The organism is Williamsia herbipolensis, from assembly GCF_000964005.1.
GTDB lineage: Bacteria > Actinomycetota > Actinomycetes > Mycobacteriales > Mycobacteriaceae > Williamsia_A > Williamsia_A herbipolensis.
Map to the genome: position 1 here is coordinate 17,355 of NZ_JXYP01000017.1, position 13,946 is coordinate 31,300.

Annotated in this window: 14 protein-coding genes; 11 read left to right on the forward strand and 3 right to left on the reverse strand. The window is 71.6% G+C overall.

Annotation, left to right across the window (positions count from 1 at the left end; all coding sequences use genetic code 11):
* The first annotated feature begins 4 nt into the window (after window positions 1-4).
* The 6 genes from TU34_RS08600 (at window position 5) to TU34_RS08625 (ending at window position 7,568) form a co-directional block, all read left to right on the forward strand.
* Entirely contained in the window at window positions 5-475 is a 471-nt protein-coding gene (locus tag TU34_RS08600; protein WP_045822466.1) for a GNAT family N-acetyltransferase, read from the forward strand.
* Window positions 472-2,541: a VWA domain-containing protein gene (locus TU34_RS08605; RefSeq protein WP_082080047.1), complete on the forward strand. Its 2,070-nt coding sequence runs from the start codon at window positions 472-474 to the stop codon at window positions 2,539-2,541. Before TU34_RS08600 ends, TU34_RS08605 begins: the two co-directional genes overlap by 4 nt.
* Before the next feature lie 82 nt (window positions 2,542-2,623).
* The gene (cobO, locus tag TU34_RS08610) at window positions 2,624-3,241 is read left to right on the forward strand and encodes a cob(I)yrinic acid a,c-diamide adenosyltransferase (RefSeq protein ID WP_045822467.1); all 618 of its coding nucleotides are present in this window, start codon (window positions 2,624-2,626) and stop codon (window positions 3,239-3,241) included.
* Window positions 3,235-4,731 carry a cobyrinic acid a,c-diamide synthase CobB gene (locus TU34_RS08615; RefSeq protein WP_045822468.1) on the forward strand — a complete coding sequence of 499 codons (1,497 nt, stop codon included), beginning with the start codon at window positions 3,235-3,237 and terminating at the stop codon, window positions 4,729-4,731. Before cobO ends, TU34_RS08615 begins: the two co-directional genes overlap by 7 nt.
* Window positions 4,707-5,975: a uroporphyrinogen-III C-methyltransferase gene (cobA, locus tag TU34_RS08620; RefSeq protein WP_045822482.1), complete on the forward strand. Its 1,269-nt coding sequence runs from the start codon at window positions 4,707-4,709 to the stop codon at window positions 5,973-5,975. Before TU34_RS08615 ends, cobA begins: the two co-directional genes overlap by 25 nt.
* Before the next feature lie 87 nt (window positions 5,976-6,062).
* The gene (locus TU34_RS08625; RefSeq protein WP_045822469.1) at window positions 6,063-7,568 is read left to right on the forward strand and encodes an MFS transporter; all 1,506 of its coding nucleotides are present in this window, start codon (window positions 6,063-6,065) and stop codon (window positions 7,566-7,568) included.
* Window positions 7,569-7,586: 18 nt separating this feature from the next.
* Here TU34_RS08625 and yaaA read toward each other — a convergent pair whose 3' ends face one another.
* Window positions 7,587-8,330: a peroxide stress protein YaaA gene (gene yaaA, locus TU34_RS08630; protein ID WP_045822470.1), complete on the reverse strand. Its 744-nt coding sequence runs from the start codon at window positions 8,328-8,330 to the stop codon at window positions 7,587-7,589.
* A 70-nt stretch (window positions 8,331-8,400) separates the two neighbouring features.
* Here yaaA and TU34_RS08635 point away from each other — a divergent pair, with 70 nt between their 5' ends.
* A complete protein-coding gene (locus TU34_RS08635; RefSeq protein WP_203225427.1) occupies window positions 8,401-10,125 on the forward strand; it encodes a proline--tRNA ligase in 1,725 nt (574 codons plus the stop codon).
* On the opposite strand, the gene TU34_RS08640 is transcribed toward TU34_RS08635, so the two are convergent.
* Window positions 10,105-10,539 carry a ferritin-like domain-containing protein gene (locus TU34_RS08640; protein ID WP_045822472.1) on the reverse strand — a complete coding sequence of 145 codons (435 nt, stop codon included), beginning with the start codon at window positions 10,537-10,539 and terminating at the stop codon, window positions 10,105-10,107. The genes TU34_RS08635 and TU34_RS08640 overlap by 21 nt on opposite strands.
* Window positions 10,536-11,126, reverse strand: a complete 591-nt coding sequence (locus TU34_RS08645; protein ID WP_045822473.1) for a hypothetical protein — start codon at window positions 11,124-11,126, stop codon at window positions 10,536-10,538. The genes TU34_RS08640 and TU34_RS08645 overlap by 4 nt, the downstream gene beginning before the upstream one ends.
* A gap of 196 nt (window positions 11,127-11,322) precedes the next feature.
* Between TU34_RS08645 and rimP the strand changes: the two genes are divergently transcribed.
* From rimP to TU34_RS08660, 4 genes are all read left to right on the forward strand, one after another.
* Window positions 11,323-11,976 carry a ribosome maturation factor RimP gene (rimP, locus tag TU34_RS08650; protein ID WP_065973547.1) on the forward strand — a complete coding sequence of 218 codons (654 nt, stop codon included), beginning with the start codon at window positions 11,323-11,325 and terminating at the stop codon, window positions 11,974-11,976.
* Entirely contained in the window at window positions 11,973-12,995 is a 1,023-nt protein-coding gene (nusA, locus tag TU34_RS08655) for a transcription termination factor NusA (RefSeq protein WP_045822474.1), read from the forward strand. Before rimP ends, nusA begins: the two co-directional genes overlap by 4 nt.
* Window positions 12,996-13,056: 61 nt before the next feature.
* On the forward strand, window positions 13,057-13,410 hold the full coding sequence (locus tag TU34_RS22965) for a YlxR family protein (protein WP_082080049.1): 354 nt from the start codon (window positions 13,057-13,059) through the stop codon (window positions 13,408-13,410).
* 145 nt (window positions 13,411-13,555) lie between these two features.
* The coding region (locus TU34_RS08660) for a translation initiation factor IF-2 N-terminal domain-containing protein (protein WP_045822475.1) at window positions 13,556-13,946 on the forward strand (391 nt) is incomplete at its 3' end.

Sequence of the window (13,946 nt, forward strand, 5' to 3'; positions counted from 1 at the left end):
CCACATGACTGCCACCGCGTCCCTGCACCGCAGCTGGGCTCTCGACCTGGACATCGCCACCTTCTACAAGATCCTGAAACTGCGCGTCGACGTGTTCGTGGTGGAGCAGTCGTGCCCGTACCCCGAACTCGACGGGCTCGATCTCGACACCGACACCCGGCACCTGTGGCTCGAGGAGGACGGCGAGGTCGTCTGCACCCTGCGCCTGCTCGAGGAGCACGAGGACGGCAAGTCGTTCCGGATCGGTCGTCTGTGCACCGACCGCGCACACCGCGGGCAGGGACACACCACCCGTCTGCTGCGCACGGCGCTCGCCGAGGTCGGTTCGCATGCGTGTCGCATCCACGCCCAGACCTACCTCGTGGACATGTACGCCAAGCACGGTTTCGCGCCCGAGGGCGAGGAATACCTGCTCGACGGCATCCCGCACGTGCCGATGCGCCGCGGTGGCGGGGAGCCCTGGCAGCCGTCGTGACCTCTCGATCCGAATCGGATCCCGATCGTCACCGCACCGCTGAACCCGCTCATGTCCCCGAAGTCATCCGGGCGCCGTTCCCGTTCAGCGCGGTGGTGGGCCAGGAGTCGCTGAAACTCGCCCTCATCCTGTGCGCGATCTCGCCGGGCATCGGCGGTGTGCTGCTGCGTGGCGAGAAGGGCACGGCCAAGTCGACGATCGTCCGTGCCCTGGCGCCGCTGCTCCCGGCCGACCCCGCGACGAACGCCGCCGGGCGGGTCGTGGAGCTGCCGATCGGGGCCACCGACGACCGTGTCGTCGGCTCCCTCGACGTGGCACGCATCCTGCGTGACGGTGACGCCGCGTTCACACCCGGTCTGCTCTCGTCCGCCGATGGCGGCGTGCTCTACATCGACGAGGTGAACCTGCTCGCCGACCACCTCGTCGACCTGCTGCTCGACGCCGCGGCGATGGGGCGGGTCACCGTCGAGCGCGACTCGGTGTCACACAGCTACGACGCGCGGTTCGTGCTCGTCGGGACGATGAACCCCGAGGAGGGCGAGCTGCGGCCCCAGCTGCTCGACCGGTTCGGGCTCACCGTCGCGGTGACCGCCCCACGTGACGTCGACGAGCGCGTCGAGGTCATCACCCGCCGCATGGAGTACGACGCCGACCCCGCCGGATTCGCCGCGCGCTGGGCCGATCGTGACGTCGAGACCGCCGCGGCCATCGCCGCGGCGCGCGGCGCGGTCGACTCGGTGTCGTTGCCGGTCGCCGAGATGCGACGTATCGCCGCGGTCTGTACCCACCTCGACGTCGACGGACTGCGCGGCGACATCGTCGTGGCCCGCACGGCCCGCGCCCACGCCGCCTGGCGCGGCGCCTCCGAGGTCGACGAGACCGACGTGCGCGTCGCGGTGGAACTCGCACTGCCGCACCGCCGTCGACGAGACCCGTTCGACGACACCGACATGAGTCGCGACGATCTCGACTCCGCGATGGACTCCGCCGCCGAACAGGCCGATCGTGACCCGACGACGGCGCCGGGTGGTGCACCCGAGACCGATCCCGATCCGGACACCGATCCCGACGGGGGACCCGGATCGCCACCGCCCGGAGGGTCACCGCCGCCCGCGGGGCAGCCACCCGCCGCCGATGGCCCCGCCCCCCAGGCGCCGTCCGACCAGCCCGGCCCTCCCGCCGAGGCGCCGGAACCGTCGGCGTCCCCCCGCGAACCGACTCCGGCCTCGTCGGGGTCGTCGGCGCCGACCCCCACCGACCTGTCGGTCGACGACCAGCGGGGAACGCTGCGCGCGGGCGTCACCCGGATGATGCGGGTCGCCGGTGTCGGTGACGGTGACCCGGGACGACGCTCGCCCGCGCGGAGTCGACGCGGCCAGACCATCGCCGCGACCGAGACGCTGCACTCGGGCGTGCACCTCACCGCGACGGTCCTCGCCGCGGCCGGGCGTCACCGCGGGGCCGGCCGCCTCGCCATCACCTCCGACGACCTGCGCGGAGCGGTGCGCGTCGGACGTGAGGGCAACCTGGTGGTGTTCGCCGTCGACCTGTCGGGATCGATGACCGCACGCCGACGCCTCGACGCGGTCAGCGGAGCGTGTGCCGCACTGCTGCGCGACTCCTATCAGCGACGCGACCGTGTCGCCGTGGTGGTGCTGCGCGGGTCGTCGGCACAGGTGGTGGTCCCGCCGACCCGATCGGTGAGCATCGCCCTGCGAGGGCTGTCAGGCGTGCGCACCGGCGGTCGCACGCCGCTGGCCGAGGGACTCACCGAGGCCGCGGTGCTCATCGACCGCGCCCGCCACACCGATCCGCGCCGGCGCCCTCTGCTCGTCGTGCTGACCGACGGTCGGGCCACCAGCGGGCCCGACGCGACCGGTCGCGCCGCCGCTGCCGCGGACCGACTACGTCGACGCGGCGTCGACGCGGTGGTCGTCGACTGCGAACAGGGCATCGTCCGACTCGGCCTGGCGCGTACGCTTGCCGTTCACCTCGACGCCACCCACGTCACCGTCGACGACGTCACCGCCGACGCCGTGGCCGGGGCCGTACACCGGGCCGCGTGATCCCCGGCGACGTCACCCACACGCTCACCCGGGTCCCGACGACCGTGGGGCCCGCCCGACCATCCGCGAGAGGAGCGACCGCATGCCGCAGGGGATCCCCGCCGTCGTCCCCGACGACGGCCTGACCACACGTCAACGTCGCAACACCGCGCTGCTGGCGGTCCACACCGGCAACGGCAAGGGCAAGTCGACGGCCGCGTTCGGCATGGCGATGCGCGCCTGGAACGCAGGCATGGACATCGGCGTGTTCCAGTTCGTCAAGAACGCGAAGTGGAAGGTCGGCGAAGAGACCGCGATGACCGCCCTCGGTGAGGTGCACGCGCGCACCGGACAGGGCGGACCCGTCGAGTGGCACAAGATGGGATCGGGGTGGTCGTGGATCCGCCACGGTGATCAGGCCGAGGCCGACCACGCCGACCAGGCGCGCGCCGGTTGGACCGAGATCGCCCGCCGACTGCGCGCCGAGACCCACGACTTCTACGTCCTCGACGAGTTCACCTACCCGTTGGGGTGGGGATGGATCGACGTCGAGGAGGTGCTCGAGGTGCTGCGCGAGCGTCCCGGCAAGCAACACGTCGTGATCACCGGCCGCCGCGCCCCCGCCGAGCTGGTCGACGCCGCCGACCTCGTCACCGACATGACCAAGACCAAGCACCCGATGGATGCCGGCCGCAAGGGACAGCGGGGCATCGAATGGTGAGCGGGGGAGGTGCGGCGGGCACACCCGCCGTCGTCATCGCCGCGCCGTCCTCGGGCAGCGGGAAGACCACCGTCGCCACCGGACTCATCGGAGCCCTGACCCGCGCCGGCCACCGGGTCGCGCCGTTCAAGGTCGGCCCCGACTTCATCGACCCCGGCTACCACGCCGTCGCCGCCGGACGTCCCGGACGCAATCTCGACCCGAACCTCGTCGGCGCCCACCGCGTCCCGGGCCTGTTCGCCGCGGGCTCCCGTGGCGCCGACATCGCGGTCATCGAGGGCGTGATGGGTCTGTTCGACGGTCGCATCGCCGACGACGCCGATGACGGGACCATGCCCCTCGGACACGCCCACGGGTCGACGGCCCACGTCGCGGCGCTGCTCGGCGCGCCGGTCGTGATCGTCGTCGACGCGTCCGGCCACAGCCAGACCCTCGCCGCCATCCTGCACGGGATGCGCAGCTTCGACACCGACGTCGACATCTGTGGGGTCATCCTCAACCGCGTCGGTTCGCCGCGCCACGAACACGTCCTGCGACAGGCGTGCGACCGAGTCGGGCTGCCAGTCTTCGCGGTGCTGCGTCGCGCACCCGAACTGGTGGTGCCGTCGCGTCACCTCGGTCTCATCCCCGCCGCCGAGCACGGCGGAGCCGCGCAGACGGCGGTCGCGGCCATGACCGAGCTCGTCGCGGCCACCGCCGACCTGTCGGCGATCGTCGCCGCGGCACGCGCCCGGACGCCTCGGCCCGCCGCCGCGTGGTCGGCCGACGACGAGATCGCCGATGCCCGCGAGCGACTCGGTCTGTCGGCCCCGCAGCGCCCGGTGCGTGTCGCCGTCGCCGGGGGAGCGGCCTTCACCTTCGGCTACGCCGAGCACGCCGACATGCTCGCCGCGGCGGGCGCGGAGGTCGTCACCGTCGACCCGATGAACGACCGCTTGCCCCCGGGTACCGACGCGCTCATCATCGGCGGCGGCTTCCCCGAGGAACACGTCCACGCCCTCGCCGCGAACACACCGATGCTCGCCGACGTCGCCGCACACGCGCGATCCGGGCGGCCCATCCACGCCGAGTGCGCCGGATTGCTCTATCTGGCACACGATCTCGACGGTCACACCATGGCCGGCGTGGTCGACGTGCGCGGACACTTCGGACCGACCCTCACCCTGGGGTACCGCGACGCGGTCGCGCTGACCGACTCGGCTCTCTTCGCCGCGGGCGATCGGATCACCGGACACGAGTTCCACCGCAGCACCGTCGAGGCGATCGGTCCGATCGATCACGCCTGGGCATGGCGCAAGGCCGGGGTCGTCCACCGTGACGGCGTGGCCGGCGGCGCGGTGCACGCGTCGTATCTGCACACCCACCCCGCGGGCGCCCCCGACTCGGTGGCCCGACTCGTCGCGACCGCCGCGGCGGCGGCCGAGGGTGAGGACCGTCACGACGGTGACGTCGGTACGGTTCTGCCATGCCTGGATCAGTCCCTGACGTGACGGGGCGCGACGCGCACCCCGACGAGGACCACTACCTCGTCGGCCTCGATCTGCGCGGACGACGGGTCGTGCTCATCGGCGGCGGCTCGGTGGTGTCGCGGCGCCTGGGCACCCTCGCCGCCAGCGGCGCCGACATCCACGTCATCGCCGTCGACCCCACCCCGACGGTCGAGTCGTTCCCCGGCATCACCGTCACCACGCGGGCCTACCGTCCCGGCGACCTCGCCGGCGCCTGGTACGCCCTGGCGTGCACCGACGACCCCGAGGTGAACGCCGCTGTCGTCGCCGAGGCCACCGAACGCCACATCTTCTGCGTCCGCGCCGACGACGCCCGGCACGGCACCGCGGTCACCCCGGCGTCGGTCCAGCACGACCGCCTGAACATCGGGGTCCTCGCGTCCGGCGATCACCGACGGTCGGCACGTATCCGGTCGGAGATCGCGCAGGGGCTGCTCGACGGGTCGCTCGGTACCCCGTCGCAGGGCAGCCACCCCGCCGGGGTCGCCCTCGTCGGCGGCGGCCCCGGCGACCCGGAACTCATCACCGTGCGCGGCCGCCGTCTGCTCGCCGCGGCCGACGTCGTCGTGGCCGACCGACTGGCCCCGCCCGCCCTCTTGGCCGAACTGGCCCCGTGGGTCGAGATCATCGACGCGGCCAAGGTGCCCTACGGGCGGGCCATGAAGCAGGAGGCGATCAACGACGCCCTCGTCGACAACGCCCGCGCGGGCAAGTTCGTCGTGCGTCTCAAGGGCGGCGACCCCTACGTCTACGGCCGCGGTTTCGAGGAACTCGCCGCATGTGTGCAAGCAGGCATACCGGTGACGGTTGTGCCCGGCATCACCAGCGCCATCGCCGCGCCGGCGGCCGCGGGGATCCCGGTCACCCACCGCGGCGTCACCCACGAGGTCGTCGTCGTGTCCGGACATCTGCCGCCCGGACACCCCGAGTCGCTGGTCGACTGGTCGGCCCTGGGGCGCCTCAAGGGCACCCTGGTGCTGATGATGGCCGTCGAACGCCTCGAGCAGTTCACCGAGGCGCTGATCACCGGCGGCCGTGACCCCCAGACCCCCGTCGCGGTGATCGAACAGGGCTCGATGCCCGGGCAGCGACGCCTCACCTCCACCCTCGCCGCCGTGGCCGACGAGGCCCGCGGACAGGCGGTCCGGCCGCCCGCGATCGTGGTCGTCGGAGAGGTCGCGGCCTTCGATGCGGCCGCCGGCACCCTGGGACGCGTCGGCGTCTGACCGCACCGGCCGATCGCGCCCGGCGCCGTCGGATCCGCGTCGCCGCGTTTTCACGGAAACGACCGACGACCGGTAGCGTCGGAGCCCATGACCGCCGATTCGACGACCCGTGCGCCGAGCGTCGGGCAATCCCGTGTGTTCGGTTGGCCCATCTTCGTGCTCGGCGGCATGCAGCTGCTGGTGGTCCTCGACGGCACCGTCGCAGCCCTCGCGCTGCCCCGCATCCGCGACGCACTCGGTCTCAGCGAGTCCAGCGGCAACTGGATCATCACCGCCTACGTCATCGCCTTCGGCGGACTCATGCTGCTCGGCGGTCGTCTCGGTGACACCTTCGGGCGGCGCAAGATGTTCGTCTTCGGCGTCGCCGCCTTCACGATCACCTCGCTGCTGTGCGGCCTCGCGTGGGACGAGGCGAGCCTCGTCGTCGGGCGTGCCCTGCAGGGTGCGTCGGCGGCCGTCGCCGCACCGACCGCCATGGCGTTGGTGACCACCACCTACGCACCCGGCAAACCCCGCAGCCGGGCCTTCGCGGTGTACGCCGCCATGAGCGGTATCGGATCGGTCGCGGGCCTCATCGTGGGCGGTGCGCTCACCGAGGTGTCGTGGCGGCTGGTCTTCCTCATCAACGTCCCCATCGGACTGCTCGTGGTGGTTGGTGCCGTCGCGTTCCTCACCGAATCGCAGGGCAGTCGCCTCGCCCTCGACGTGCCGGGCGCCGTCCTGGCGACCGCGGGTGCATCCCTGCTGGTGTTCGCCGTCAACGAGGGCCCCGGCGGATGGGTGCGCCCGATCGTCCTGATCCCTGCGGTCCTCGCGATCGCGGCCTGGATCGCGTTCGTGTTCGTCGAGCGCCGCGCCGAGAACCCGATCCTCCCGTTCTCGCTGTTCCGCAACGCCAGCCGCGTAGCCGCCCTGGTGTCGATCCTGCTCTCGGGCGCGATCCTCATGACGATGGCGGTCTACATCGCCCTGTTCCTGCAGGGGATCATCTCCTACACCCCGCTGCAGAGCGGCCTCGCCGTCGTGCCGTTCGCCTACGGACTCGGCGTCGGCGCGTTCCTCGCGTCGCGTCTGGCCCAGCGCGTGCAGTGCCGGTGGATCGTCGTGGTCGGCGGCGCCTGCATCCTCGGGGGCTGTCTCTACGCCGCGAGCATCGCGACCACCTCGCCGAGCTACTTCCCGGCGATCTTCGTCCCCGTCATCGTCATCGGTTTCGGCGTGGGTGTCGCGTCGATCCCGCTCACCCTCGCCGCGGTCGCCGGTGTCGGTGTGAACGAGGTCGGCCCGGTCACCGCGATGGTGCAGGTCGGCCAGAACCTCGGCGGCGGCATCGGTCTGGTGATCGTCGGGGCGATCGTGACGTCGCGGACCCTGTCGTTGGGTGGCACCACCGCACCCGTCGTCGACATGAACCCCTCCCAGCTCGACGCCCTGGCCAACGGCTATGGCCTCGCGTTCGTCTGTGCGTCGGGGATCGCCGTCCTCACCGGCCTGGTCGTGCTGTTCATGCGGTTCACCGTCGACGAGGTCGCCGAGGGTCAGCTCGCGCAGAAGGCCGCCAACGAGGGCGGTCCGGTCGAGACCACCGCCTGATCCCGCCCGACGGTCGGTTCAGTCGGTGAGGATGACCAGTTCGCGGTCGGAGGCGATCTCGGCGCGTTGACCGCCGTCGGCCACCACCGACGCCAGCGACGAGATGTCGCGTACCGACCGTCGCGTGGAGACCAGCGTCCGTGCCATCACGCCCTTGTGATGCTTGTTGAAATGGCTGACCACGCTGCGTGATCTGTCGGCGTTCTCGGTCAGCACCGTCACCTCGATCGACCCGGCGACGGGCCCCAGTGCCCGATAACCGCCCGACCGCAGATCGATGACGACGTCGGTGTCGAGGTCGTCGAGAGCGGCCGACAGAGCCGGTTTCCACTGAGACGCCAGTGTCCCGAGGCCCGGCAGCCGCGACGCCGCCGAGAGGCGATACGCCGGGATCGGGTCACCCGCGCGGACCACCCCGAACAACGCCGACCCGACGGCGAGCCGATCGCGCGCCTTCGTCCGCGAGGCTCGGGTGAGACCCCCGACGTCGAGGGCGTCGTAGAGGACGCCGGTGTACCGCTCGATCGCCGGTCGGGTCGGTGAGGTGAACAGCGTGGCGTTGCGCGCGACCTCGTCGAGCTGGGTGCGACCGAGCCCCAGTGCGGTGGCACTGGCCTCGGGGTCGGCGGCCAGATCGACCAGGGCCGCGGCGAGGCGCTGTCGGATGGGGGTCAGCGCGGGAAACGACAGGGCGGCGAGATCGAGAGGGGCGCCACGCCCTCCGTCGGACTTGGTCTCCGACGGCGGCAGGATGATGAGCACGATCGTCCACGCTAGCGGCCGGCAGCGGCGGGTTCGCGAGCAACTAGGCTGACTACCCGTGATCACCCGTATGTCGACCCTCTTCCTGCGCACCCTGCGCGACGACCCCGCCGACGCGGAGGTGCCGAGCCACAAGCTGCTGCTGCGCGCCGGCTACGTCCGGCGCGTCGCGCCCGGTGTGTACAGCTGGCTGCCGCTGGGTCTGCGGGTTCTGCGCCGAGTCGAGAACGTCGTGCGCGAGGAGATGAACCGCATCGGGGCGCAGGAGATCTCGCTGCCCGCGCTGCTGCCGCGTGAGCCCTACGAGACCACCGGCCGGTGGACCGAGTACGGCGACGCCCTGTTCCGCCTCAAGGACCGTCGGGGTGCGGACATGCTGCTCGCCCCCACCCACGAGGAGCTCTTCGCCCAACTGGTGAAGGGGGAGTACTCGTCGTACAAGGACCTGCCCGTCACGCTGTACCAGATCCAGACCAAGTACCGCGACGAGGAACGCCCCCGCGCCGGCATCCTGCGCGGCCGTGAGTTCGTGATGAAGGACTCGTACTCGTTCGACCTCGACGAGGCGGGCACGAAAGCCTCCTACAACGCCCATCGCGAGGCCTATCAGGCGATCTTCGCCCGCCTCGGCGTCCGCTACGTCATCGTCGCGGCCACCTCGGGGGCCATGGGCGGGAGTGCGTCCGAGGAGTTCCTCGCCGAGAGCGAGGTGGGCGAGGACACCTACGTCCGCTCGCCGGAATCGGGATACGCCGCCAACGTCGAGGCCGTCGTCACCCCCAGTCCGCCGGCGATCCCTATCGAGGGTCAGCCCGAGGCGACGGTGTACGAGACCGGCTCCACCCCCACCATCGCGACCCTCGTCGACTGGGCCAACGCGACCCTCGACCGGCCCGTGACCGCCGCCGACACCCTCAAGAACGTCATGGTGAAGGTGATCGTGCCGGGCAAGGAACCCGAGATCGTCGGCGTCGGTGTCCCCGGCGACCGCGAGGTGGACATGAAGCGGCTCGAGGCCTCGTTCGAACCCTCGTCCGTCGAACTCCTCGACGAGGCCGACTTCGCCGCGAATCCGTTCCTCGTGAAGGGCTACATCGGTCCGCGCGGCCTGATCGCCCACGGGGTCCGGTACCTGGTCGATCCCCGTGTCGTCGACGGCACGAGCTGGATCACCGGTGCCGATGAGCAGGGCAAGCACGTCGTCGGTCTCGTCGCCGGGCGCGATTTCGTCGCCTACGGCACGGTCGAGGCCGCCGCCATCCGCGACGGCGACCCGTCGCCCGACGGCACGGGCACGCTGGTGTCGGCCCGCGGCATCGAGATCGGTCACATCTTCTCCCTGGGGCAGAAGTACACCGACGCGTTCGAGGTCGACGTGCTCGGTGAGAACGGCAAGCCCGTCCGCCTCATCCAGGGCTCGTACGGCGTCGGGGTGTCGCGGCTGGTCGCGGTGATCGCCGAACAGACCCACGACGAGAAGGGCCTGTGCTGGCCGGAGTCGGTGGCGCCGTTCGACGTCCACGTCGTCATCGCCAACGCGAAGGATCCGGCCATCGTCACCGGCGCCCACGAGCTGGCCGCCGATCTCGACGCCTGGGGACGCGAGGTGCTGCTCGACGACCGCAAGGCCTCGCCCGGGGTGAAGTTCAAGGACGCCGAGCTGCTCGGTACGCCCTACATCGTGGTCGTCGGTCGCGGTTTCGTCGACGGCCTCGTGGAGGTACGCGTCCGCGCGACCGGGGCGGTCAGCGAGATCCCCGTCGCCGACGTGCGGTCAGCTCTGGGCGCCCGGTGACGCGACAGTCGCCGGCGAGATCCTGAGCACCAGACGCCAGGTCGCGGCTCGTCGCGCCGAGTCGCTGAGCGCGTCGACACCGGCCTGTCGTTGCGACCGGTCGTCGGCGCGTTCGAGCAGCGCGCGGTAGGCGCGGGCGCAGTCCTGTTCGGCGGCGAGAACGGCCTGGATCGCGGTCACCGGGTCGGTGATCGACACCGGAGGCACATACCCCGCGGCCGGCAGCGGGGCGGTGACCTTCGCCGCCAGCATCAGACGCTCGAGTTCGTCACGCCGGGAACGGTGTTCGGCGGTGTAGTCGGCGATGGTGTCGCGCCGGGATGCGGCCGCGTAGGCCACGGCCACGCCGTAGACGAAGACGGCGGCGTTCTCCGCCTCGACCGCGGCTGCGAGGGCGTCGGTGGCCTCACTCATGCGAGCTGCACCTCGATCTCGGCGGTCAGCGCCGCGGCGACCGAACCGAGCATGCCCGCGCGATAGCCCTGCCCCGCGATCGCCAGGCCTGCCGCAGCCGACCGGGCATCGCTCAGGCGTGCGCGCAGGTCGTCGACGGTGGTCACCGGGGCCGCCGCGTCGCGCACCGACGGTGCCGCCGACGTCGGTGCGGGGTCGCCGCCAGTCGTCGTCACCGGTGACGGATCGGCGACCACCCCCGAGGTCGAGCTCGGCCGTGCGAGGTCGGGGGACAGGCGTGCGATCTCGTCGTTGATCAGGGTGGCGTGGGTCTGGCGCTCGGCCGCGATCACGGCGAGGGCCGCGGCACGGTCGGGCGCACGGGCGGCCAGCGCGGTGGCCGCGGCGGCATCGACCGACGCAGCCACCGACAGCGGCTCCAGCTGCTGCGCGATCCGCATGTCCTCGGTCATCTCGGCGCTGTCACCGCATGCCGCGAGCACCCCGGCACCGAGAACCACGCCGGTCGACACCGCCGCGGTGTTCCGCAGGAGGCCACGCCGGGACACGACGGATCGGGGGACGAGGGTGGGTCGGGCGACGGTCACGGGTGTTCATACTGCCAGCCGACCGCCGGTCCGGCGTGGACCGGAGCACCCCCGGCGACGGGGTAAACTCACCACTCGCACCACGGTCGGCACGACGGGTCGCGTTCGATCATCACGAACCGGCGCCCGCGGCGACGACCCGACGGCCACGATGCGCAGCGACGTTGCGCGACAACTTCAGACGAGGAGGCGCCCCATGGCGGATGACAGCCAGGCGATCAGCGTCATGATCTCCCCGGTCGTCGGCGACGCGGGCTTCGACCTCGACGACGTGATCGTGCACCGTTCCGGCGACCGCAGTGTGGTCAGGGTGATCGTCGACTCCGAGCAGGGCGGCGACCTCGACCTCCTCGCCGACCTCAGCCGCGCCGTATCCGAGGTCCTCGACGCCGCCGATCCGCCCGTTCTGGGCGCACTGCGCTACACCCTGGAGGTCACCTCGCCGGGGATCGACCGTCCACTGACCCGGCCGCGGCACTGGCGCCGCGCGCAAGGTCGCAAGGTCGTCGTCGACCTCGCCGACGGGACCACGCTCGCCGGTCGCGTCGGTCGGCTCGCCGCCGACGAGGCCACCATCGACATCGTCGTCACCGACCGCGGACGCAGCACCGCCCGGACGCTGTCGGTCGACGACGTCGCCACCGCGGTGGTGCAGGTCGACTTCGGTCGCGCCACCCGCGACGAGCGCCACCTCTGCGGGCTGGGCGAGGAGACCGACACCCGCGCGCCGGTGGCGCTGTGGGAGGAACCCGGTGGCGACGCCGACCTCGTCGACATCCACCACCCCGACGACGACCCGCACTCCGCCACCGACGCCGCGGCACCAGACGCCACGAGAGGACACGCATGAACATCGACATCGCCGCACTGCGGATGATCGAGTCCGACAAGGGGATCCCGATCGACACGGTGATCACCGCCATCGAGACCGCACTGATCACCGCCTACCGCCACACCGAGGGCTTCGCCCAGCACGCGCGGATCGACGTGAACCGCAAGACCGGCGCGGTGCGGGTCATGGCCCAGACCCGCGACGAGAACGACCAGCTGATCTCCGAATGGGACGACACCCCCGAGGGCTTCGGTCGCATCGCCGCGACGACCGCCCGTCAGGTGATCCTCCAGCGCCTGCGCGACGCGGAGAACGAGAAGAACTTCGGCGACTACGTGGCGCACGAGGGCCAGATCGTCGGCGGCGTGGTCCAGCAGGACTCGCGGGCCAACGCCCGCGGCATGGTCATCGTCCGGATCGGCAGCGAGGCCACCGGCACCGAGGGCGTCATGCCCTCGGCCGAGCAGGTCCCCGGCGAGACCTACAAGCACGGTGACCGCGTGAAGTGCTACGTCGTCGGCGTCGCCCGCGGTGCCCGCGGCCCCCAGATCACCCTCTCGCGCACCCATCCCAATCTCGTGCGCAAGCTGTTCTCCCTCGAGGTGCCCGAGATCGAGGACGGGTCGGTCGAGATCGTCGCGGTCGCGCGCGAGGCGGGCCACCGGTCGAAGATCGCCGTCCACACCGGGGTGGCCGGCCTCAACGCGAAGGGCGCCTGCATCGGTCCGATGGGCCAGCGTGTGCGCAACGTGATGAGCGAGTTGGCGGGGGAGAAGATCGACATCATCGACTTCGACACCGACCCGGCGGTGTTCGTGGGCAATGCGCTGTCACCGTCGAAGGTGGTGTCGGTGACCGTGGTCGACCCGGTGGCCAAGGCGGCGCGCGTCGTCGTCCCCGACTACCAACTATCGCTGGCGATCGGCAAAGAGGGCCAGAACGCCCGGTTGGCCGCCCGGCTGACCGGGTGGCGCATCGACATCCGGTCCGACGCCGAGATCGCCGCCGAGGCGGCCGGCTCGGCCGAACGACCCTGAGGGACGACACCCGGCGCGGTGTCGTGGCGTCGGCGATTTGCGGCGGGCGGTAGACTCTCCGATGGTAGAAAAAGCGCTGACGACCACCGGTCCCGTGCGAACGTGCATCGGTTGTCGGACGCGGGCCGCGGCCGCAGATCTCGTGCGGGTCGTGGCAGCAGTTGAGCAGGGTGCGCCGGTCGTGACGATCGACCGCACCTCCACCATGCCGGGGCGTGGTGCCTGGCTGCACCACAGTCCGGACTGCGTCCGGGCGGCGGTGCGGCGCAAGGCCTTCGGACCGGCGCTCAGGGTGCCAGGACTCACCGCCGACGCCGACCGTCTCGAACGCGAGATGGCCGAGTCGGCGTGGCCTGAGCACGAAGTAGGAGACGGTTGCATCACGACCGTAGGTACGAGCCGGTCACATCGGTGACCGGTCGAGAGCCGAGGACGCGAGTCCCCGGCAGAACGGGTGGCAGAAGACATGAGCACACCGTGAAGTTCCCACGATGAGCACGTTTCTAACGTAATCCGAGGTCGCAGCGGGCAGCCCGCTCGACCTCCAAGTGAGGAGAGCAGTGGCAGGCAAGGCCCGCGTGCACGAGTTGGCAAAAGAACTCGGCGTCACGAGCAAACAAGTCCTGGCTCGATTGAGCGAGCAGGGCGAATTCGTCAAATCAGCGTCATCCACCGTCGAGGCACCGGTCGCGCGTCGACTGCGTGAGTCCTTCCCGGCCGCCTCCGGCGCGCCGGCGGCCTCGTCGGCCCCGGCGGCCCAGAACGGGTCGTCCCAGAACGGCTCGACCGGCAACGGTGCGTCGACCACCGCACCGACGCCCGGTTCCGGCGCCAAGCCCGGCGGTCGCAAGCCGTCCGCACCGAGCCCCGCCTCGGCCGCGGCCGCAGCGGCACCCGCACCGGCCGCCCCGACCCCGGCGACGCCTACTCCGTCCGCGCCGACCCCGGCAC

Excerpts from the sequence above, each read along its gene's own strand:
- TU34_RS08600 (WP_045822466.1), top strand. The coding sequence starts at position 5 with ATGACTGCCACCGCGTCCCTGCACCGCAGCTGGGCTCTCGACCTGGAC.
- cobA (WP_045822482.1), top strand. The coding sequence starts at position 4,707 with ATGCCTGGATCAGTCCCTGACGTGACGGGGCGCGACGCGCACCCCGAC.
- TU34_RS08615 (WP_045822468.1), top strand. The coding sequence starts at position 3,235 with ATGGTGAGCGGGGGAGGTGCGGCGGGCACACCCGCCGTCGTCATCGCC.
- nusA (WP_045822474.1), top strand. The coding sequence starts at position 11,973 with ATGAACATCGACATCGCCGCACTGCGGATGATCGAGTCCGACAAGGGG.
- TU34_RS22965 (WP_082080049.1), top strand. The coding sequence starts at position 13,057 with ATGGTAGAAAAAGCGCTGACGACCACCGGTCCCGTGCGAACGTGCATC.
- TU34_RS08640 (WP_045822472.1), bottom strand. The coding sequence starts at position 10,539 with ATGAGTGAGGCCACCGACGCCCTCGCAGCCGCGGTCGAGGCGGAGAAC.
- cobO (WP_045822467.1), top strand. The coding sequence starts at position 2,624 with ATGCCGCAGGGGATCCCCGCCGTCGTCCCCGACGACGGCCTGACCACA.
- TU34_RS08635 (WP_203225427.1), top strand. The coding sequence starts at position 8,401 with ATGTCGACCCTCTTCCTGCGCACCCTGCGCGACGACCCCGCCGACGCG.
- TU34_RS08625 (WP_045822469.1), top strand. The coding sequence starts at position 6,063 with ATGACCGCCGATTCGACGACCCGTGCGCCGAGCGTCGGGCAATCCCGT.
- rimP (WP_065973547.1), top strand. The coding sequence starts at position 11,323 with ATGGCGGATGACAGCCAGGCGATCAGCGTCATGATCTCCCCGGTCGTC.